The sequence below is a fragment of the Streptomyces sp. ISL-43 genome, assembly GCF_018614195.1.
Lineage (GTDB): Bacteria > Actinomycetota > Actinomycetes > Streptomycetales > Streptomycetaceae > Streptomyces.
The window spans coordinates 167,643-188,705 of the sequence record NZ_JAGGOT010000052.1; the positions used below are offsets into that span (position 1 = coordinate 167,643).

General features: G+C 73.7%; 17 protein-coding genes and 3 pseudogenes. 12 read left to right on the forward strand and 8 right to left on the reverse strand.

The annotated features are described in order from the left end of the window. Positions 1-45: 45 nt before the first annotated feature. A pseudogene (locus J7F03_RS28960) lies at positions 46-1,875 on the forward strand (ABC transporter ATP-binding protein); the annotation flags it as partial. A gap of 210 nt (positions 1,876-2,085) precedes the next feature. Further along, the gene (gene mltG / locus J7F03_RS28965) at positions 2,086-2,958 is read left to right on the forward strand and encodes an endolytic transglycosylase MltG (protein ID WP_214954610.1); all 873 of its coding nucleotides are present in this window, start codon (positions 2,086-2,088) and stop codon (positions 2,956-2,958) included. Here the strand turns inward: mltG and J7F03_RS28970 are convergent. The 4 genes from J7F03_RS28970 to J7F03_RS28985 all read right to left on the reverse strand — a co-directional run bounded on the left by J7F03_RS28970 (position 2,955) and on the right by J7F03_RS28985 (position 6,799). Next, entirely contained in the window at positions 2,955-4,049 is a 1,095-nt protein-coding gene (locus tag J7F03_RS28970; protein ID WP_308380004.1) for an FAD-dependent oxidoreductase, read from the reverse strand. The genes mltG and J7F03_RS28970 overlap by 4 nt on opposite strands. Positions 4,050-4,121: 72 nt before the next feature. Continuing rightward, a complete protein-coding gene (locus tag J7F03_RS28975; RefSeq protein WP_214954611.1) occupies positions 4,122-5,486 on the reverse strand; it encodes a cytochrome P450 in 1,365 nt (454 codons plus the stop codon). Between the two features lie 103 nt (positions 5,487-5,589). Beyond that, positions 5,590-6,267, reverse strand: a complete 678-nt coding sequence (locus tag J7F03_RS28980) for an HAD family phosphatase (RefSeq protein ID WP_214954612.1) — start codon at positions 6,265-6,267, stop codon at positions 5,590-5,592. Positions 6,268-6,319: 52 nt separating this feature from the next. After that, positions 6,320-6,799, reverse strand: coding sequence for an Lrp/AsnC family transcriptional regulator (locus tag J7F03_RS28985; RefSeq protein ID WP_214954613.1), 480 nt, complete (start codon positions 6,797-6,799; stop codon positions 6,320-6,322). Positions 6,800-6,962: 163 nt separating this feature from the next. Between J7F03_RS28985 and J7F03_RS28990 the strand changes: the two genes are divergently transcribed. Then, positions 6,963-8,453 carry an SDR family oxidoreductase gene (locus tag J7F03_RS28990; protein WP_214954614.1) on the forward strand — a complete coding sequence of 497 codons (1,491 nt, stop codon included), beginning with the start codon at positions 6,963-6,965 and terminating at the stop codon, positions 8,451-8,453. Positions 8,454-8,496: 43 nt separating this feature from the next. Here J7F03_RS28990 and J7F03_RS28995 read toward each other — a convergent pair whose 3' ends face one another. Next, entirely contained in the window at positions 8,497-9,084 is a 588-nt protein-coding gene (locus J7F03_RS28995; protein ID WP_214954615.1) for a hypothetical protein, read from the reverse strand. 372 nt (positions 9,085-9,456) lie between these two features. Between J7F03_RS28995 and J7F03_RS29000 the strand changes: the two are divergent. Together J7F03_RS29000 and J7F03_RS29005 are read left to right on the forward strand one after the other, a co-directional pair. Then, positions 9,457-9,720 (forward strand): annotated as a pseudogene (locus J7F03_RS29000) (deoxyribodipyrimidine photo-lyase); the annotation flags it as partial. Between the two features lie 158 nt (positions 9,721-9,878). Continuing rightward, complete coding sequence (locus J7F03_RS29005) at positions 9,879-10,517, forward strand: B12-binding domain-containing protein (RefSeq protein WP_374104404.1); 639 nt, start codon at positions 9,879-9,881, stop codon at positions 10,515-10,517. Here the strand turns inward: J7F03_RS29005 and J7F03_RS29010 are convergent. Then, positions 10,441-11,124, reverse strand: coding sequence for an RNA polymerase sigma factor (locus tag J7F03_RS29010; RefSeq protein ID WP_214954617.1), 684 nt, complete (start codon positions 11,122-11,124; stop codon positions 10,441-10,443). The genes J7F03_RS29005 and J7F03_RS29010 overlap by 77 nt on opposite strands. A 166-nt stretch (positions 11,125-11,290) precedes the next feature. Here J7F03_RS29010 and J7F03_RS29015 point away from each other — a divergent pair, with 166 nt between their 5' ends. The 6 genes from J7F03_RS29015 to J7F03_RS29040 all read left to right on the forward strand — a co-directional run bounded on the left by J7F03_RS29015 (position 11,291) and on the right by J7F03_RS29040 (position 18,344). After that, positions 11,291-11,884, forward strand: coding sequence for a histidine phosphatase family protein (locus tag J7F03_RS29015; protein ID WP_214954619.1), 594 nt, complete (start codon positions 11,291-11,293; stop codon positions 11,882-11,884). Positions 11,885-11,929: 45 nt separating this feature from the next. Next, positions 11,930-13,531, forward strand: coding sequence for an APC family permease (locus J7F03_RS29020; protein WP_214954620.1), 1,602 nt, complete (start codon positions 11,930-11,932; stop codon positions 13,529-13,531). A gap of 36 nt (positions 13,532-13,567) precedes the next feature. Next, positions 13,568-13,996 carry a universal stress protein gene (locus tag J7F03_RS29025; RefSeq protein WP_112449695.1) on the forward strand — a complete coding sequence of 143 codons (429 nt, stop codon included), beginning with the start codon at positions 13,568-13,570 and terminating at the stop codon, positions 13,994-13,996. Positions 13,997-14,304: 308 nt separating this feature from the next. After that, positions 14,305-15,813: an FUSC family protein gene (locus J7F03_RS29030; protein ID WP_214954666.1), complete on the forward strand. Its 1,509-nt coding sequence runs from the start codon at positions 14,305-14,307 to the stop codon at positions 15,811-15,813. Between the two features lie 239 nt (positions 15,814-16,052). After that, positions 16,053-17,201 carry a nitric oxide synthase oxygenase gene (locus J7F03_RS29035; RefSeq protein ID WP_214954622.1) on the forward strand — a complete coding sequence of 383 codons (1,149 nt, stop codon included), beginning with the start codon at positions 16,053-16,055 and terminating at the stop codon, positions 17,199-17,201. 54 nt (positions 17,202-17,255) lie between these two features. Continuing rightward, complete coding sequence (locus J7F03_RS29040; RefSeq protein ID WP_308380006.1) at positions 17,256-18,344, forward strand: lactonase family protein; 1,089 nt, start codon at positions 17,256-17,258, stop codon at positions 18,342-18,344. 89 nt (positions 18,345-18,433) lie between these two features. Here J7F03_RS29040 and J7F03_RS29045 read toward each other — a convergent pair whose 3' ends face one another. Beyond that, entirely contained in the window at positions 18,434-19,348 is a 915-nt protein-coding gene (locus tag J7F03_RS29045; protein ID WP_214954624.1) for a hypothetical protein, read from the reverse strand. 142 nt (positions 19,349-19,490) lie between these two features. Continuing rightward, positions 19,491-20,177 (reverse strand): uracil-DNA glycosylase, encoded by a 687-nt coding sequence (locus tag J7F03_RS29050; protein WP_214954626.1) that lies wholly within the window; start codon positions 20,175-20,177, stop codon positions 19,491-19,493. Positions 20,178-20,356: 179 nt separating this feature from the next. Here J7F03_RS29050 and J7F03_RS29055 point away from each other — a divergent pair. Continuing rightward, positions 20,357-21,007 (forward strand): annotated as a pseudogene (locus J7F03_RS29055) (von Willebrand factor type A domain-containing protein); the annotation flags it as partial. Positions 21,008-21,063: the final 56 nt, after the last annotated feature.

Sequence of the window (21,063 nt, forward strand, 5' to 3'; positions counted from 1 at the left end):
GAGCTATGCTCATGCGAGTCTCGTCCGCTGTCATGAAGGAGGCCCATGCGCCCCAAAGAACCCGAGTGGACTCCATCGAAGGAATCCCTGGACCCCGGAGGTCCCGCGCCTGCCGAGCGGCCGCGGGAGCTGCGCCGCATCGTCGGCCTCTTCCGGCCCTACCGCGGCCGCCTCGCCGTCGTCGGCCTACTGGTCGCCGCCTCCTCGCTGGTCGGCGTCGCCTCGCCGTTCCTGCTCAAGGCGATCCTCGACATCGCGATCCCGCAGGGCCGCACCGGGCTGCTCAGTCTGCTCGCCCTCGGCATGATCGTGACCGCCGTCGTCACCAGCGTCTTCGGCGTGCTCCAGACCCTGATATCCACCACGGTCGGCCAGCGGGTCATGCACGACCTGCGCACCGCCGTCTACGCGCAGCTCCAGCGGATGCCGCTGGCCTTCTTCACCAGGACGCGCACCGGTGAGGTGCAGTCCCGCATAGCCAACGACATCGGCGGCATGCAGGCCACCGTCACCTCGACGGCCACCTCCCTGGTCTCCAACGCCACGGCCGTCATCGCCTCCGTCGTCGCGATGCTCGCGCTGGACTGGCGGCTCACGATCGTCTCGCTGCTCCTGCTGCCCGTCTTCGTGTGGATCAGCCGCCGGGTCGGCCGCGAGCGCAAGAGGATCACCGCGCAGCGCCAGAGGCAGATGGCCACGATGGCCGCGACGGTCACCGAGTCCCTGTCGGTCAGCGGCATCCTGCTCGGCCGCACGATGGGCCGCGCCGACTCCCTCACCAAATCCTTCGCCGAGGAGTCCGAGCAGCTCGTCGACCTCGAAGTGCGCTCCAGCATGGCCGGGCGCTGGCGGATGTCCACCATCGGCATCGTCATGGCCGCCATGCCCGCCCTCATCTACTGGGCGGCCGGCATGGCCATGCAGACCGGCGCGCCCTCGCTCTCGGTCGGCACCCTCGTCGCGTTCGTCTCCCTCCAGCAGGGCCTGTTCCGGCCCGCCGTGAGCCTGCTGTCGACCGGCGTCCAGATACAGACCTCCCTCGCCCTGTTCGCCCGCATCTTCGAGTACCTCGACCTGCCGGTGGACATCACCGAGCGCGAGGACCCCGTCCGCCTCGACCGCGCGAAGGGAGAGGTCCGGCTGGAAGACGTGCACTTCGAGTACGACGCCAAGAGCGGCCCCACCCTGACGGGCATCGACATCACCGTCCCCGCCGGCGGCTCCCTCGCCGTGGTCGGCCCGACCGGATCCGGCAAGAGCACGCTGAGCTATCTCGTCCCCCGGCTCTACGACGTCACCGGCGGCCGGGTCGCCCTCGACGGCGTGGACGTGCGCGATCTCGACTTCGACTCGCTGGCCCGCTCCATCGGCGTGGTCTCCCAGGAGACCTACCTCTTCCATGCCTCCGTCGCCGACAACCTGCGCTTCGCCAAGCCGGACGCCACCGACGAGGAGATAGTGGAGGCGGCCCGCGCGGCCCAGATCCACGAGCACATCGCGTCCCTGCCCGACGGGTACGACACCCTGGTCGGCGAGCGCGGATACCGTTTCTCCGGCGGGGAGAAGCAGCGCCTGGCCATCGCGCGCACCATCCTGCGCGACCCGCCGGTGCTGATCCTCGACGAGGCCACCAGCGCCCTGGACACCCGCACCGAGCACGCCGTGCAGCGCGCCATCGACAACCTCTCCCAGGGGCGCACCACCATCACCATCGCCCACCGCCTCTCCACCGTCCGCGACGCCGACCAGATCGTGGTCCTCGACGGAGGCCGGATCGCCGAGCGCGGGACCCACGAGGAGCTGCTGGAAGCCGACGGCCGGTATGCGGCCCTCGTCCGGCGGGACCGGGAGACCGCGCTCAAGCCGGAGACCGCGCTCAAGGCGGAGCTCGCACTCAAGGCGGAGCTCGCGCTCAAGCCGGGGGGCCTCGCGCCGGAGAACCTCACGTCCGACGGCCTCAAGCCCGGGGGCTTCAAGCCTGAAGCGCTGCGAGGCGCCGGGCCGACCCCGGTGAACGTGTGATCGTATGACCGGCGCACGAGTCGGATGCCGGAAATGTGATGCTTCACGGGTTAGCGTTCCCGTATGCGTCATGAGAACCGGCCGCCGTCACCGCGCCGTTCCCGGCTCACCCGCCGGGGCCGGCTGGCGCTCTTCTTCGGCACGCTCCTGGGCCTCGGGGCAGCCGTCCTGATCCCCCTGCTGCCCGGCGAGAAAGCACCCGAGAAACCGCGCCAGTTGCTGATCCCCGAGGGGTGGCGTGCCCCGCAGGTCTACGCCGCCATCGACCGCGAGCTGAAGCTTCCTCCCGGCTCCGCCAAGGCGGCTGCCGCGACGGCCGCCCTGCCCCTGCCCGCCGAGGCGAAGGGCAATCCGGAGGGGTACCTCTTCCCGGCCACATATCCGGTGACCTCCGAAGCCACCCCGGCCACGCTGCTGACGTACATGGTCGAGACGGCCAACACGAAGCTCGCCACCAAGGCCGTCGCGGACGGCGGCCAGGCCCACGGGATGACCCCGTACCAGACGGCCACCCTCGCCAGCATCATCGAGGCGGAGGCCGACACCCGCGCCGACATGGGCAAGGTCGCCCGGGTGGTGCACAACCGGCTGGCGAAGTCGATGCCGCTCCAGATGGACTCCACCATCAACTACGGGCTGAACCGCGCCACGGTGGACACCAAGCTGAGCGAGACGAAGATCGACAGCCCCTTCAACACGTACGAGCGCCAGGGCCTGCCGCCCACGCCGATCGACAGCCCCGGCCTGGCGGCCATGGCCGCGGCGGTCGCGCCGACGCCCGGCGACTGGCTCTACTTCGTCACCGTCAAGCAGGGGGACACCCGCTTCTCGGCGACGTACGAGGAACACAAGCGCCACGTGGCCGAGTTCAACCGCCTCCGGGCCGCCTCCCGCAAGACCTGGTCGGCCCGGAAAGATCCGAAAGAGACAGCCTAGGCGCCCGCGCCGATGGCCGCGCTGACGTCCGCGGCGGTGCCCGCCGGAGCGCGGGTGAGGAGGCGGTGGATCTCGCGGACAGCGGCGCCGCCCGCGCGGTTGGCGCCGATGGTCGACGCCGACGGCCCGTAGCCGACCAGGTGGACCCGTTCGTCGCGGACCGCGCGGGTGCCGTCGAGCCGGATGCCGCCGCCCGGCTCGCGCAGGCGCAGCGGAGCCAGGTGGTCGACGGCGGGGCGGAAGCCGGTGGCCCACAGGATCGCGTCCGCCTCCACCCGCCGCCCGTCCGCCCAGGTGGCTCCGGTGGCCGTGAGGCGGTCGAACACGGGCAGGCGCGCCAGCACCCCCGACGCCAGTGCGCCCCGGACGGCCTCGTTCAGCGGCAGCCCGGTGACGCTGACCACGCTCTGCGGGGGCAGCCCCCGCCGTACGCGGTCCTCCACCAGGGCCACCGCCGCGCGGCCCTCGGCCTCGCCGAAGCCTCCGTCTCGGAACACCGGGGGCCGGCGGGTGACCCAGGTGCTCTCCGCCGAGACCTCGGACACCTCCAGCAGGTGCTGCACCGCCGAGGTGCCGCCGCCCACGACGATGACCCGGGCTCCGGCGAACTCGGCCGGCCCGGGGTAGTTCGCGGTGTGCAACTGGCGGCCCCGAAAGGCCTCCTGCCCGGGGTAGCGCGGCCAGAACGGCCGGTCCCAGGTCCCGGTGGCGTTGATCAGCGCCCGCGCCGACCAGGTGCCGGACCCGGATTCCACCAGCAGGCGCCCGTCCGCCCCGTCGCGTACGGCCGTGACGTCCACGGGGCGGCGTACGCGCAGGCCGAAGCGGTCCTCGTAGGCGGCGAAGTACTCGCTGATCACCTCGGAGGACGGCCGCAGCGGATCGGCTCCGGTGAGCTCCATGCCCGGCAGCGCGTGCATGCCGTGGACCTTGCCGTAGGTGAGGGAGGGCCAGCGGAACTGCCAGGCGCCGCCGGGGCGGGGCGCGTGGTCCAGGACCACGTGGGCGATGCCCGCCCGCGCCAGGTGGTGGGCGCTGGACAGGCCTGCCTGCCCGGCGCCCACGACCACCACGTCCACGATTGTCCGCACACCGCGTTCCGCGAATTCATTCACGGTTCTACTAACTGAGGGCGGCGGCGAGATCTTCCCGGACCGCCCGGCTCACTTCCCGGTGGCGCGGAGCGTTGCCAGGACCGGCCCGACCGGCTGGAGGGTCAGGCCCGGGAGGACCTTCGCTCGGCCGGGTCCGCTGTCCAGGTGGAAGCGCCGGGCCAGGACGGCCAGTACGAGGGCGGCCTCGACCAGCGCGAAGCGGGCGCCCAAACAGGCGCGGGGGCCGCCACCGAAGGGGAACCAGGCGTGTTCCGGCACCGGGTACGGGGCGTCCGCGTCCCACCGCTCGGGGCGGAAGGCCTCCGGCTGCGGGAACCAGCGCTCGTCCCGGTGCATCGACCACGGGCTCGTCCACACCGACAGGCCGGCCGGGACCGGCCGCCCGCCGAGCGTCGCGCCCTCCTTCGCCACCGCGGAGATCAGCCAGATCGGCGGATAGATCCGCAGCGCCTCCTTGACCACCTGCTGGGTCCAGGGCAGCCGCGCGTAGTCCTCGTACGTCGGCAGCCGGTCGCCCAGTACCCGCTCCAGCTCCTCCGTCAGCCGCTCGCGCGCCTCGGGCGCTCCCGACAGCAGCTGCCAGGCCCAGGTCAGGGTGGTCGACGTGGTCTCGTGGCCGCCGATGTAGAGGGTGATCGACTCGTCGCGCAGCTCGGTGCGCGACAGTGGCGCGCCGTTCTCGTCCCGGGCGGCGAGGAGCCGGCTCAGCAGGTCCGCCCGCTCCTCGCCGGCCGCCGAGGCCACCTCGTGCTCCCGTATGACGTGCTCGATCTCCCGGTCGAGGACGGCCACCGCCGCCCGCATCCGGCGCCGGCCCGGAGTCCGCACCCACGGCGGCAGGAACAGGGTCAACCCACGGAACTCCGCGCCCAGTTCCCGCTGGGCCGTGGTCATGGCCGCGCTGATCGGCGCCTCCCGCCCGGCGGCGTCGCTGCCGAACAGGGTGCGCACCGCGATCCGTTGGGTCAGCCCGGCCATCTCCTTGTGCACGTCGATCCGCGCGCCCTCGGTCCAGCCGGAGACCAGCGCGTCGGCGCACTCCACCATCGTGGCCGCGTACGAGCGCACTTGGCGCGGGCGCACCGACGGCTGGACCAGCGCCCGCTTGCGCCGCCAGTCCTCGCCGGTGGCCACGACCACCCCGTTGCCGAGCAACTGACGGAAGGCCCAGCCCAGTTCGGTCGGCTCGAAGGTGGACTCGACGGCGCCGAGCAGCTCGCCGGCGTGCTCGGGCAGCGAGACCAGCACATTGCGCTGGGGGCCGAGCGCCCAGGGCACCCAGTCGCCGTAGTCGTCGCGCAGCGACTCGAAGAAGGCCAGCGGATCGCGGGCGAAGGCGGGGAGGTTCCCGACCAGGGGCCACCGGCGCGGCCCGCGCTCGGCGCCCGGAGGCGGCTGGGTGGCGGTCACCACGGCATGGTGACAGCGCCGCCTCCAGGGCGCCAGAGCGTCAGCGGAGCCGGAGCGTCAGGGGCGCCGGAGCGTCAGCGGAGCCGGCGCCGGAGCGGCAGCGGCGTCAGGCCGCCCGGCGCTCCGCCAGCCAGTCGTACGCGGTGTCCGCGCTGAACTCCGGCTGGCCGGAGCGGAAGAGCAGCCCGGCCGACGCGAAAGCGGGGTCGCCGGCGGTGGCCGCCACGTAGGGGATCGCCACGCACCGCATGCCCGCCGCGTGGGCGGCCAGCGCGCCCGGCGCCGCGTCCTCGACGACCACGCAGTCGGCGGGCTCCGCGCCCAGGCGCCGCGCCGCCTCCAGGAACACGTCCGGGGCGGGCTTGCCCTGCGCCACCTCCTCGGCGGAGACCACCGTGGTCAGCAGGGCGTCCAGTCCCGTGCCGGCCAGGACCGCGTCGATCGCTTCGAGGGAGGACCCGGAGGCCACCGCCATCGGGACGCCGTCGGCGTGCAGCCGCTCGACGAACTTGCGCATCTCGGGGTAGGCCTCGGTGTGGGTGCGGGCGAGCTCGAGATAGGCGGCGTTCTGCTCGGCGAGCAGCTGCTCCACCGGGGTCTCGATCCCGTAGGACTCCCGGAGGATCTCCAGCGTCTCCAGGGTGCCGATGCCGATGTACCGGGAGTGCTGCTCCCACGTGAAATCGGGGACCCCGTGCCGCTCCAGGGTGCGCCGCCCGGACTCGTAGTAGTTGGGCTCGCTGTCCACGAGGGTGCCGTCGAGATCGAATATGACGGAGATCATCCGTTGCGCCCGTCCTGCCGGTGCCGGTCCTGTACCTGTCCCGACCATCTTGTCAGGATTTGCGCGCCGCCCGTCCCACGGACTCGACCAGCGGAAGCAGCCGGTGCGACACGCGCTCGCGCAGCGCGACCTCGGTCCGGGTGCGGACCACCCCGGGGAGCCGGATCAGCCGCTGGATGACGTCCTCGAGGTGCGCGTTGTCCCGGGCGGCCACCCGGGTCAGCAGGTCCCCGCCACCGGTGATGGAGAAGGCCTCGATGATCTCCGGTACGGAGGCCAGCGCGTCGCCGACCTCGTCCAGGTGCCCCTGGGTGACCTCGATGTGCACGAAGGCGAGCACGGGGTGGCCGAGCGCGGCGGGGGAGAGGACGGGCCCGGTCCCGGTGATCACACCGGTGCGCTCCAGCCGGTCGATCCGGGCCTGGAGGGTGCCGCGCGCGACGCCGAGGATCCGGGCGTACTCCCGGACGCTGGTGCGCGGCTGCTCGATCAGCAGGCGCAGGATCCGTGTGTCGAGCTCGTCCACCGCCATGCCGCGACCCTATCAACGGGCAGGTGGCCCGCCACGGCGACGCCGAAGGGGGACTCGGACGTGCCGTCCGGGGGAATCCGCATCCGATGGGGTGCGCCCCGGGGAAGGGGAGGTAGGCGGCCGGGAGCGGCGTGCGGGCGGGCCACGAGGAGCGGAGAGAGCCATGACGGGCAAGAACTGCCTGGTCACCGGAGCCACCGGCTACATCGGCGGCCGACTGGTGCCGGAGCTCCTCGATGCCGGACACCGCGTCCGCTGCCTGGCCCGCTCCCCGGAGAAGCTGCGCGACCACCTCTGGGCCGGCCGGGCCGAGGTGGTCCGGGGCGACGTCACCGACCCGCGGTCCGTGGCCGCCGCGATGTCCGGCATCGACGTCGCCTACTACCTCGTGCACGCCCTCGGCGCCGGACGGGGCTTCGAGGAACGCGACCGCACCGCCGCCCGGACCTTCGCGGAGCAGGCCCACGCCGCCGGGGTCGGCCGTGTCGTCTACCTCGGCGGGCTCACCCCCGCCGGCATCCCCGGCCGGGCACTCTCCCCGCACCTGCGCTCCCGCGCCGAAGTCGGCGAGATCTTCCTCGCCGGACCCGTTCCGGCGACCGTGCTGCGCGCCGCCGTGGTCATCGGATCGGGCTCGGCCTCCTTCGAGATGCTGCGCTACCTGACCGAGCGGCTGCCCGTCATGGTCACGCCCAGCTGGGTCGGTACCCGCTGCCAGCCCATCGCCGTCCGCGACGTGCTGCGCTACCTCGTCGGCAGTGCCGCAATGGCGCCCGAGGTCGACCGGGCCTTCGACATCGGCGGGCCCGACGTGGTCACGTACGAGGAGATGATGCGCCGCTACGCCGCCGTCGCCGGACTGCCCCCGCGCCTCATCCTGAGGGTGCCGATGCTGACCCCGCGGCTGTCCAGCCACTGGATCGGCCTCGTCACACCCGTGCCGAGGGCGCTCGCCCGGCCGCTCGCCGAATCCCTGCGCCACGAGGTGGTCTGCGCGGAGCACGACATCGCCGTGCACGTCCCGGACCCGCCGGGCACCCCCATCGGCCTCGACGAGGCGCTCGCGCTGGCCCTCCAGCGGATCCGGGAGGCCCGGGTGACCACGCGCTGGTCCTCGGCCGCGGTGCCGGGCGCACCGAGCGACCCGCTGCCCACCGACCCCGACTGGGCGGGCGGCAGCCTCTACACCGACCATCGGGAACTGGCCGTCGAAGCCCCGCCCGAAGCGCTGTGGCGGGTGGTGGAGGGCATCGGCGGGGAGAACGGCTGGTACTCCTTCCCGCTGGCCTGGGCCGTACGGGGCTGGCTGGACCGGCTCGTCGGCGGAGTCGGCATCCGCCGCGGCCGCCGGGACGCGGCGCGGCTGCGGGTGGGGGACTCCCTGGACTTCTGGCGGGTCGAGGAGATCGTCCCGGGCCGGCTGCTGCGCCTGCGCGCGGAGATGCGCCTGCCGGGGCTGGCCTGGCTCGAACTCCACGCCGACCCGCCGTGCCCGGGGGAGGGCGGCTCCCGCTACCGCCAGCGGGCGCTGTTCCATCCGCACGGCCTGCTCGGCCATCTGTACTGGTGGAGCGTGTCACCGTTCCACGCCCTCGTCTTCGGTGGCATGGCCCGCAACATCGCCCGCGCGGCGCGGCGCCCGGATGGCGACTAGCCGGCCCGAGTCCCGTCCGCCCGGACGGGACCCGGCGCGTGGGTCAGCGGCCCGCGGCTGCCGCGCGGCGGCGGCGGAGCAGGACGAGGAGACCGAGACCGGCGGCGCCGCCCACCGCGATCAGTGCCGTGTCCGAGCCGCCCCGCCCGTACTCGGCGCCGGCCGCCACGCTGCCCTTCGGGACGACCGTGGTCTGGCCGCCGGAGCCGGTGGCGTAGGTGAAGGAGCAGCCCTGGGGGAGCTTCGGGAAGTCCTTGACGCTCGCCTTGTGCCCGCCGCCCTCCATGTTCGTGCGCAGCTTCGGCGCGGGGCCGTTCGGCTCGAGGATCTCGGCGAGGAAGCGGTCCGTGGGGAGGTTCGGGTGGGTGCGGTCGAGCCGCTCGGGCAACACCTCGCCGCTCCCCGCGTCCTTGAAGGTGACGGACGGCCCGGAGGGGGCGATGGTCATCACCGCGGTGGTTCCGGCGCCGATCGACGCCTCCTTGACCGCCACGCACGTCGACGGAGTCTTCGAGGGGGAGGGCGTGGTGTCGGCGAAAGCGACGGCGGTCGGGGCGAGGACCGCCGAGGCGAGGGCGGTGGCGGCGACGGTCGTACGCAGGACGACGCGGCGGGATGTGCGCAAGGACATGACGACTCCGTGGAGAAGGGCCTCGTGGGCCGGAGGGCAGCGGGAAGGCCATGTGCCGATCGCTCGGTGGGGGGTCACGAGTCGGGGCGGGCTCTGCCGAGGAATCTAGGCAGTGCGTTCGATGGACGCGTCCGTTCCCTGTCACGGCCATGTGACAGGGCCCCGCGCTCGCCCCGCTCTGTACGGCCCCGCCCTGCCGCGCACGGCCGCGACGCGACTCGCCCCGCCGCGGCCCCGCACACCGCGCGGCGCGTCCGGGTCCGGATCCTGGGCAACGCGCGGCAGCGCCCCCGCATCCGGGACGGGGGTCCGTGCCGAAGTACCTCACGACAGCCCGTCCCCGCCCCCACAACCCCCACGCGGAGCGAACCCATGAACGTCGCGGTGGTCCTCTACACCTCCGACCTGCGGCTGCACGACCATCCGCCGCTGCGGGCCGCCCTGTCCTCCTCCGGGCAGGTGGTTCCGCTCTTCGTACGGGACCCCGCGGTCCCCGCCCCGCCCAACCGGCCGGCCTTCCTCGCCGACTGCCTCGCCGACCTCGACGCCGGGCTGCACGCCCGCGGCGGCCGTCTCGTCGTGCGGTCCGGCGACACCGTCGCCGAGGCCCTCGCCCTCGTACGGGAGGCAGACGCGAAGCGGCCCGGGTCGCCCGGGACACGGCGGCCGCCGCCCCCGCCGGACCGCCGGCCGCGGCCGCGACACCGGGCGGCCCCCGCGCGCTGCGCCTCGGGGACGTCCGCCCGGAGTGCCGGGGGCTCGCGCGGGCCGCCGTACGACTGGACGCGCCGGCCGTGGAGGACCTGCTGGCCGGCGCCCTCGCGGAGCTGGGCCTGATCGCCGCGTGGGAGGAGGTCATCGCGCCGACCCTGCACGCGGTGGGCCGCAAGTGGGCCTCGGCCGGGGAACGTTACGTCGAGGTGGAACACCTGCTGTCCTGGTACGTCTCCTCGGCCCTGCACCGGATGCGCCCGGCCACGCGGCCGTTGCCGGCCCCTCCCGTGCTCCTGGCCTGTGCGCCGGGGGAGGAGCACACCCTGCCGATGGAGGCGTTGACCGCTGCCCTCGGCGAACGGGCCCTGCCGGTAAGGATGTTCGGCGCGGCACTGCCGCCGGACGCCCTGCGCGAGGCCGTGCGGCGCACCGGCCCGCGAGCCGTCGTCCTGTGGGCGCAGTCCCGTACGACCGCAGACGCGTCCCTGGCCAGGTCGGTCGCGGGCATCGAGTGGGGCCCCCGCGGCGCCCGGGGCCGCTCCGCGCTGCTGCTCGCCGGGCCCGGCTGGGGCGCCGGATCCCCGGCCGGCCCGCCACACCCGCGCACCGAGCGGCTGTTCGGGCTCCGCTCGGGGCTGGCGGTCATCGAAGCGGTGGCGGCGGGCCGGCCTCCAGCGACTGCCGCAGGACGTGCAGAGCCCGGCGCATGTGGCTCTTGACGGTGCCGAGCGGGAGCCCGGTGCGGTCCGCGATCTGCGACTGGGTCAGGTCCGCGAAGAAGGCGAGCCGCAGCACCCGCTGCTGCGCCGACGGCAGCCGGGCCAGCTCCCCGAGCACCAGCACCCGTTCCACGGCCCGCTCCGGCCCCGATTGCGCTTCGGACCGGACCTGGGCGCAGACGCGCGCGGCCTCGGCCACCCTGGCCCGCCGGGTCCGCGCCTCCAGGGCGTCGGCCACCTTGTGCCGGGTGATCCCGGTCAGCCAGGCGCCGAAACCGCCCGGCCCGGGCCGGTAGCCGCGCCGGCCCCGCCAGGCGGCGAGGAAGACCTGCTGGGTCACGTCCTCGGCCTCCCGCTCGTCGCCGAGCGAGCGGCGGGCGAGCGCGTGCACCAGCGGCCGCCAGCGCCGGTAGACCGCCGCCACGCAGTCCTCGTCGCCGGCCGCGAAACCCGACGCGACGCGTGCGCCGACGAGCGCGGCGTCGTCCGCCCCGGCCCCGGCCCCGGCCACCGCCAGGTCGGTCCGTACGCCGGCTCGCGCTTCGGTCCGTACGCCTGCCCGTGGGTCCGTGGATGCGCCGGGCTGCTCGAAGTCCTGGTCGTCCATCCCCCGAGCCTCGCGAGAGCCGCTTCCCGGGCCAACTTGCATCGTTTGCGCAGCGATTTCAGCGATTTCCCCCGCGCGACCGGTACGACGCCGGACGCCGCCCGGCAGAGGCGGGTCCGCCCCGCTCGCCCGGCGCCGGCCCGCCCCAGGGATTAGGGTCCGGAGGGTGAGCGACCTGCTGCTGGTGAGGCACGGCGAGACGGCGTGGAGCGCGACCGGACGGCACACCGGGCGCACCGACGTGCCGCTGACCGCGCGCGGGGTCGAGGAGGCCATCTCGCTCGCCCCGTTCTTCCGGGACCGCCATCCCGCCCTGGTGCTGACCAGCCCGCTGCGCCGGGCCGCGGCCACGGCCGAGCTCGCGGGGCTGACCGGCGGCGTCGCCGACCCCGACCTGTACGAGTGGGACTACGGCGGCTACGAGGGCGTCACCACCCCGGAGATCCTGCGGGACCGCCCCGACTGGTCGCTCTGGACCGACGGCGTGCCGCCCGGCGCCCCCGGCCACCCCGGCGAGAACGCCGCCCAGGTCGGCGCCCGCGCCGACCGGGTGCTGGCCCGGGCGGCCGAGGTGCTGGGCGCGGACCGGGGCAACGTCGTCCTGGTGGCCCACGCCCACCTGCTGCGGGTGCTGACCGCCCGCTACCTCGGTCTGCCGCCCGAGCACGGCCGGCTCTTCCTGCTCAGGACGGGCACCTACAGCGTGCTCTCCACGGAACACGGCCTCCCGGTCGTCGCGGGGTGGAACAGCCGGCCTTGAGGCGCCCGCCTCGCGCGCCGACACGGTCTGCGTGAGGATGCGTACATGGCCCACCAAGGTGCGGGCGGCGGCCCGGGGAACGGAGTTCCGGACCCCTCTGAGCTCCCGGAACCGGAACCGCGACCGGAACCGCGACCGGAACCGCGACCGCAGGCGCAGGCGGACGCCGGCACGGCGGCGGACGCGGGGCTGAAAGCCAACGCGATCGGCTTCCTCGACGCCCTCGTCATCGGTTTGAACTCGACCTCGCCCGCATACTCCCTGGCCGCCGTCATCGGGCCGATCGTCGCGCTCGCCGGCATCTACGCGCCGGGAGTCATGCTGGCGTCATTCGTGCCGATGGTGCTGATCGCCGCGGCCTTCTACTACCTCAACAAGGTGGACCAGGACTGCGGGACCACCTTCTCGTGGGTCACGCGCGCCATGGGCCCCTGGGCCGGCTGGCTCGGTGGCTGGGCCATCGCGATGACCGGCGTCCTCGTCATCGGCTCGCTGGCGGACGTGGCCGTCCATTTCGGCCTGCTCGCCGCCGGCCTCGACGACTGGGCGACCAATGCGTTGATCCGCCAGAGCCTGACCGTCGTCGTGATCCTGGCCATGACCGCCGTCTGTGTCATCGGCACCGAGATGTCCGCCCGGCTCCAGGACGTGCTGATCCTCGCCCAGGTGTTCTTCCTGCTGGTCTTCGCCGTCGTCGCCATCTACCGCGTCTACGCCGGCACCAGCAGCCTCGACGGGACCAGACCCTCGATCGAGTGGCTCAACCCCTTCGGCGCCGGCGGAGCCGCCCTCACCGGCGGCCTGCTGCTCGGCGTCTTCATCTACTGGGGCTGGGAATCGGCGGTCAACCTCACCGAGGAGGTCGAGGACTCCGCCACCGCGCCGGGCAAGGCCGGCATCTGGTCCACCGTGGTGCTCCTGGTGACGTACCTGTCAGTCGGCTTCGCGGTCGTCGGCTACGCCGGGACGAAATTCCTCGCCGAGAACGCGGGCGAGGAGGAGGCCGTCTTCGCCGTCCTCGCGCACGAGGTCATGGGCGGCTGGGACTGGGTGGTCCTGCTCGCCGTCTGCACGTCCGCCCTCGCCTCCACGCAAACCACGATCATCCCCGCGTCCCGTACCGCCCTGTCCATGGCCCGCCGGCACGCGCTGCCGCCGCACCTCTCGCACATCCACCCCAGGTTCCGGACCCCGGACGTGAGCACCTGGTGGGTGGCCGCCATCGCCATCGCCTGGTACCTCGCCGTCAACCAGATCAGCGAGAACGCGCTCTTGGACTCCCTCACCGCCCTCTCCCTGCTCATCGCCTTCTACTACGCGCTCACCGGCCTGGCCTGCGCCGTCTACTACCGCCGCCACCTGCTGGAGAGCGTGCACAACTTCCTGCTGATCGGGCTCGGGCCGGTTCTCGGCGCCGCCCTGCTGGCCTGGCTGCTGGTGGAGTCGGTCGCCGACATGTCGGACCCGGAGAACTCGGCGAGCGGCGCTTCCTGGTTCGGCCTCGGACCGCCGCTGGTCATCGGGATCGGGATCGGCGTCGTGGGCGTACTGGTCATGTGCTTCTGGCGGGTCCGCGACGGCCGCTTCTGGCAGGAGAAGCGCGGCGTCGCCGACCCGGCCCTCGTCCACGCGATCAAGAAGCCCTGACCGGTACGAGAAGCCCCGACCCCCAGAGGAGCCCCGATGTCCGTCGTCCTCGGCTACGACGAGTCGCCCGGAGCCGAGCGCGCCCTGCGCGTGGCGCTGGAGGTGGCCACCGCCTTCGGGGAGCCGCTGGTCCTCGTCTACGGGGCGGCCGCGCCGGGCTCCACCGGTGAGGAGTACCGCGCGCACCGGGAGGCCGTCCGCGAGGCGGGCCGCAGCGCGCTCGCGCGCGCGGTCGAGGCCGCCGACGAGGCGGGGGTGCCGTCCACGGTCGAGGTGGTCGACGAGAAACCGGCCCAAGCCCTCCTCGACGCCGCCGAACGCCACCAGGCGCGGGTGATCATCGTCGGCAGCTGGGGCGACAGTCCGATCCGCGGTGCCCTCCTCGGCTCCACCCCGCACAAGCTCCTGCACCTCTCCCCGGTCCCGGTCCTGTGCGTCCCGACCGAGCAGGGCCCGAGACCGTAGCGCAGAGGCCCGCGAAGCCGTCGGCGCGGTGCGCGCCGCCGACTGGTCCAGTGGCATCCAATGGCCGAAAAACCTGAGCCATGACCGTACCAATGGCCCACTCCATGACCGGTCGGTTGAGCCAACAGGCCTCCGGATGGTTATCTGTGTCTTATCCATGTATCTACGGCGCCACGCAGCGCCGGACGGCAACGAGGCCGCTCCGGACCGTGGCGCCTTCGCCGTGCCCTTCGCCGCCCACCACCCCCGGGCCGAGGACGGACCGGCGTGCTCCATCGCAAGGGGGGCGGCGCACCGCCGTGAAGAGGATGTTCGTGGCTCCGGATCCGGGGCGGGCAAGACTCAGGAACTCGTCGCGGGCCGTCATCGGCGTCGCTCTCGCCGTGGCCGTGGCCGAGATCTGCGGGCTCTCGCTCGTCGCGTCGATCACCGGCGGACTGGCCGCCCTGCTGGCCCTCTTCACGGTGACCGACGCGACCGTGCGCGCCCAGCGGGTGACCACCGCCCTGCTCCCGGCGGCCGGCTTCCCCGTCCTGGCCCTGGCCACCACCCTGCACGGTGTGCCGATGGCCCGCGACGCCGCCTTCGTCGCCGTCGTGTTCGCCGGCGTCTACGCCCGGCGCTGGGGAGTGCGCGGGCACGCCCTCGGCATCTTCGCCTTCATGAACTTCTTCATCACCCAGTTCCTGCACGCCCGGCCCGGGCAACTGCCCGAGTTGTACGCGGCCGTCGGGCTGGCCCTGCTCTCGGCCGGCGCGGTGCGGTTCGTGCTGTGGCCGATCGAGAAGCGCATCCCGCCCGCCGCCGTGCCGCCGGCGCCGCCCGGTACGGGACTGGCCCGGCCGACCACCCGGCAGGCCTTCCAGGCCACCGCAGCCTGCGCCTTCGCGCTGGGCATCGGCCAGGTGCTGTCCGAGGACCGCTGGTACTGGGCGGTCGGCACCGCCTGGTGGATCTTCGTCAACACCGCGTCGCGCGGCGAGACGCTGGTCCGCGGCTTCCGCCGGGTCCTCGGCACGGTGATCGGGATCGGCGCCGGCCTGTTGGTCGCCATCCCGCTGCACGGGGCGCCGGCGCCCACGGCCGTCCTCGTGGCCGTGTGCGTCTTCGCGATCTTCTACACCGCCGCCGTCTCCTACAGCTGGATGATGCTGGCCGTGACGGTGATGGCGGGCCTGCTGTACGGACTGCTGGGGGTGCTCGATCCCGGCCTGCTCGTGCTGCGCCTGGAGGAGACGGCGGTCGGTGCCGTGTGTGCGGCCCTCGCCGTGGTCCTGGTCCTGCCGGTCACCACCCACGCGACGAACGACCTGTGGATCCAGCGCGCGCTGCGGTGCGTGCGCACCTGCACGGCAGAGGCCGCCGCGCGGCTCGCCGGCTCACCGGTCGCCGACCCCGCGCCGCACGCCGCGCAACTGGAGCTCTACCTGGGGCGCGTACGGCTCTCGCTGGCCCCGCTGGTCCATCCGCTCAGCCCGTACCGCGGCCGCAAGGCCAGGGCCCGTCGCGTGCTCGCGCTGCTCGACGAATGCGCCGTCGAGGTGCGCGGGCTGGTCTCGGTGGCCGCGGACCCGGACGCCAGCCACGACGCCCGGCTCGCGGCGGCCTGCTGGCGGGTCGAGGCGGCCGTCGAGGCGCTGCTCTCGCCGGAAGCGGAAGCGGAACGCGGGTCGCAGGACCGCGCGAGGGCGGCCGTCGTGCCCGGCCGGCTCGCGGGCGAGCCCGCGCTGGCGCATCTGCACGGCCTGGAGCGGCTCCTCGCCCAGCTCGACGGGCCGCTGCGCAGCGCGTCGCGCTCCCCGCTCGTGGGTGCCTGACCCGAAGGGCATGGCAGGGTCCAGGACTTGGGCCCTCGGCCACGACCGGGACTCGGGCGGATGCTACGCCGCGCCACGGTCCGTCCGCAGTCATACCGATGAAGATCACACGGAGGAGTGTTCCGGGCGCGCCACAGGCGCAGCGCTGATCTGCGGCATGTACAACGGGTGATTGTTCATTGCATATTCATCCGGCACGTACAGGGTGGATCTGGTCGGACAGGGGGTAACCGCCCGGAATGGAAATACTTCAACAGCGCTCCACCACCGCTCAGGTGTGGGAAGCGGCCGAGGAGTTCATCCGACTGTTCCACAGGGAGAATCCGGACGCCGGTGATCCGCGCGAGCGGCTCACCGCCGTGCGGGCCGAGCTCGCCGAGACGGGCACCTACCGGCACACTCCCGAGGAACTCGCGCACGGCGCCCGGGTGGCCTGGCGCAACAGCAACCGCTGCATAGGCAGGCTGTACTGGAACTCGCTGCGCGTCCGCGACCGCCGCGAGCTCACCGACGCGGACGAGATCGCCGAGGAGTGCTTCGAGCACCTGCGGGAGGCCACCAACGGCGGCCGGGTCCGGCCGACCATCACGGTCTTCGCCCCCGACGCCCCGGACCGTCCCGGCCCGGTGATCTGGAGCGAACAGCTGGTCCGGTACGCGGGCTACGGCGACCACCACGCGATAACCGTCGGGGACGCCCGCAATGCTCCGCTCACCGGCACGCTCCTCGCCCTCGGCTGGTCCGGCGGCGCCGGCACCCCCTTCGACCTCCTCCCGCTGGTCGTCCAGGGGGTCGACGACAAACCCCGCTGGTTCGACGTGCCGCAGGACGCCGTGCTGGAGGTGCCCATCGAGCACCCCGACGGGGTGCAGGGCGGCGACGGCTGGACGGACTGGGGCCTGCGCTGGCACGCGGTACCCGCGATCTCCAACATGTGCCTGGAGATCGGCGGCATCCACTACCCGGCGGCCCCCTTCAACGGCTGGTACATGGGCACCGAGATCGGAGCCCGCAACCTCGCCGACACCGACCGCTACAACCTCCTGCCGGCCGTCGCCCGCCGGCTGGGCCTCGACACCGCCAGCGACCGTTCGCTGTGGAAGGACCGCGCGCTCGTCGAGCTCAACCGCGCGGTGCTGCACTCCTTCGACCGGGCCAAGGTCACCATCGCCGACCACCACACCGAGTCCAGGCGGTTCTTGACCCACATGGAGAAGGAGGAGAGGAAGGGGCGCGACGTGGGTGCCGACTGGTCCTGGATCGTGCCGCCGATCTCCGGTTCGGCCACCCCGGTCTTCCACCGCACCTACGAGGACCGGCCGAGCGCGACGGCGTACGTCCACCATCCCGGCGCTCAGGAACGTGCCCAAGGGCGGGACATGGTCTAGACCTTCTGTTAACGTCGCTCCCGACGGATCCGGAACGGCTGAGAGGGATCTCCCGTGGGCGACGCGAACAGTGGTGTGGGCGGTACGGACCGTACGTCCCACGGCGGCGAACACCGGGCCTGGATCGGCTCGTTCACCTCGGGGGGCGGCCGCGGTGTCACCACCGCGGCCGTGGATCCGGCCACCGGAGCGCTGACCCCGCTCTCGGCCACGGACGCCGTCGCGGACCCCTCGTACCTCGCCCACGACCCGGGCACCGGCGTGCTCTACGCCGTGAGCGAGACCGAGGACGGCGCGGTGGGCGCCTTCCGGACCACCGCCGAGGGGCTGACCGCCCTCGGCCCCGCCGTCCGCGTCGGCGGCGCCGGGCCCACCCACCTCAGCGTGGCCGGGCGCCGGCTGCTGACCGCCAACTACACCTCCGGCAGCGTCAGTAGCCTCCTGCTCGCCGCCGAAGGCTCCGTCGAAGGGCCCGCCGCCGTGCTCGCCCACCACGGCTCCGGCCCGCACGCCCGCCGGCAGGAGGGCCCGCACGCCCACCAGGTCCTGCCCGACCCCACCGGCCGCTGGGTGCTCAGCGTCGACCTCGGCACCGACTCGGTACGGGTCTGCGCGCTCGACCCGGCCACCGGAGCCCCGCGCTTGCACGCCGAGACCGCGCTGCGCGCCGGGACCGGCCCCCGGCACCTCGCCTTCCACCCCCTGGGCGCGGTGGTCTACGTACTGCACGAGCTGGAGCCGCAGCTGACCGTCTGCCGCTGGGACGCGGAGTCGGGCGAACTCCAACCGGTCGCAGAGGTTCCGGTCGCCTCCACGGGCTCTCCAGGGGCCGTAGCGGCCTACCCCTCGGCGATCGTGGCCTCGCCCGACGGCCGTTTCGTATGGGCCGCCGTCCGCGGGGCCGACACCATCGCCACCTTCTCCCTCGCCGGCGGCGCCGAGAAGCCCGAGCTCACGGGCGCCGTGCCGTGCGGGGGCAAGGGGCCGCGCGACCTCGCCGCCGACCCGTCGGGCCGCAGGCTCTACGTGGCCAACGAGCGCTCCGGGGACGTCACCTGGTTCGACGTGGACCAGCTGACCGGGCAGCCGCGCCGGGCCGGCTCGGTGGCCGTCCCCGCCGCCACCTGCGTGGTCTTCGGCTGACACCCGGGCCCGCGCCCGTATGCGAGTCGGCCCGCGCCCCGGAACTCCGGGGCGCGGGCCGACTCGCGTACGGCATGAGCGGGAGGGTGTCAGTGGGCGGCGGCGCCCTGCGGGATCCCGAGGGCCGCGGAGTACTGGGTGACCGCCAGCTTGCCGAGCGCCGGGTACGCGCCGAGCACCTCGGCGGCGCTGCAGCCGGCCTCCTTGCAAGCGGTGTCGAGGAGCCCCTCGGCTGCCTCCGGGCCGATCAGGTACGGGGCCAGCGCCAGCTGGGCGGAGCCCTCGCGGCGCAGCTGGTCGGCCGTCGCGGCCACCGAGCCTTCCTCGTCCAGCGCGGCGGCCATGACCGGCACCGCGAGGCGGGCGGCCAGCAGCATGCCGGTGATCCCGGCGGCCTTGACGGCCTCCTCGCCACCGGTGGTGGCCAGGATGATGCCGTCGGCGGCCGTGGTCACGCTGAAGAGCCTGGCCCGGTCGGCGCGGGCGAGCCCGGCCTCGGACAGGCGTACGTGCAGCCCCTCGGCGAGCAGCGGGTGCGGACCGAGCGCGTCGGCCAGCTCGGCGGCCGCCGAGGAGTCCATCAGGGCCTGGCGCATGCGGCGCAGCAGATCCCCGTCGGGACCGGCCAGCAGGGGTACGACCACGGCGTCGGGGCCGGTCGGCGCGGGCACCTCGTGCCCGGCGGCGCGGGCGAACTCCGCGCGCGCGGCACGGTCCTGCGCGACGGCGGTCAGCACGCCCGACAGGGACGGGAACTCGGTGGCGTCGTCACCGTCGAGGAAGCCGACGCGGGCGTCCAGGCCGGGCAGCTCGGAGCGGCCGATGCTGATGATCTCTTCCGCGAGCCCCAGCGAGGAGGCCGAAGGGGCACCGGGCACGGCGAGCACCAGCGCGGGCGCGCCCTCGGGCGCCACCGCGGGCTCGGGCCGGCGGTGCCGCCCGGTCTGGCGGGGTCGCGGCATTCGTACGGGCAGGCCATTTGCGGGCCCAGTGGGGGAGCTCATGGCGCCGCATGCTACTGGCTTATCGGAACAAGGTGTTCGGGCAGGGCCTTCTCGGGCGGCATCTGTCCGTATTTATCCAAGGAATGTCGTATACGGTTCAACCGTTCCGTCACCCACGCGACCTGTCCGGTCACCCGTCGGGTCAGCCGGCGGAGGGCAGTCGCCAGTCGACCGGCCGCGCGCCCTGGCGGACCAGCAGGTCGTTCGTCCTGCTGAACGGCCTGGAGCCGAAGAACCCGTTGTCCGCGGACATGGGGGAGGGGTGCACGGACTCCACGGCCGGCAACTCGCCCAGCAGCGGCCGCAGATTGCGGGCCTCACGCCCCCACAACACCGACACCAGGGGCTTTCCGCGCGCCGCGAGCGCGCGGATGGCCTGCTCGGTCACGGCCTCCCAGCCCTTGCCGCGGTGGGCGTTGGGCTTGCGCGGGGCGGTGGTGAGCGAGCGGTTGAGCAGCAGGACGCCCTGCCGGGTCCACGGGGTCAGGTCCCCGTTGAGGGGCCGGCCCGTTCCGAGGTCGGCGTGCAGCTCACGGAAGATGTTGTCGAGGCTCGGCGGCCACGGGCTGACCTCGGGCGCCACCGAGAAGGACAGGCCGATCGCGTGCCCCGGAGTGGGATACGGGTCCTGCCCGACGATCAGCACCTTCACCTCGTCGAAGGGCTGCTGGAACGCGCGCAGGACGTTCGCGCCCGCCGGGACGTACGTCCTCCCGGCCGCGATCTCCGCGCGCAGGAAGTCGCCCATCAGGGCGATCTGCGTCGCCACCGGCTCCAGAGCGCGGGCCCAGCCCGGCTCGACGATCTCGTTCAACGGTCGTGCTGCCACGAGCGATCACTCTACTGGCCCAGTCGGACGTCCAGTACCCCCGCCCGCACGCCCGGCACGTCCGGCAGGTGCCCGGCCTGCCGTTGTCGCTTCGATACCCGTTCGCAACAGCTTCGAATGGTCCGACTCCCCTTCGCCGACGTCACATTCAACACGGATGACGCTTCGAGGGAGACGGCATGAAGCCGCATGAGGACCGCACGCCCGGCACGTCCCGCACCGCCGGCACTGCCCGTACAGGCCGCTCGGCCCGGAGGAGAACGTACGGCAGGCTGATCGCCGCGCTCGCCGCCGGCGGCGTACTGCTGACCGGCTGCGGAGGCGGCGGGGGAGGAGGCGGCGGCAAGAACCCGACCGCCGACCGCGGAGCGAAGGGCGCCGACGCGTGGCCGCGGCCGGCCGCCTCCTCCCCCGCGGGGGGCGGCTCGGAGGGGGAGAGCGGCGGGCGGCGCGCCGCACCGCCCGCCGACTACCTCTCCACCTTCGCGCTCGACGTGGACACCGCCAGCTACGGGTACGCCCGCCGCACCCTCGCCGACGGCGGTCTTCCCGACCCCGCCACCGTGCGCCCCGAGGAGTTCGTCAACAGCTTCCGGCAGGACTACCGGGAGCCCGACGGCGACGGCTTCTCGGTCACCGTGGACGGAGCCCGCACCGCCGACGCGAACTGGGCTCTGGTCCGCGTCGGACTCGCCACCCGCTCCGTGAACCACGGGGCGGACACCGCGGGTTCGCAGGACCGCAGGCCGCCCGCGGCGCTCACCTTCGTCGTGGACGTCTCCGGTTCCATGGCCGAGCCCGGGCGCCTCGACCTCGTCCGCACCTCCATCCTTTGATCTTCGCAGGGAATCCCGGCCTTTAGGCCAAGGCCGGGAGGGAATGCGCT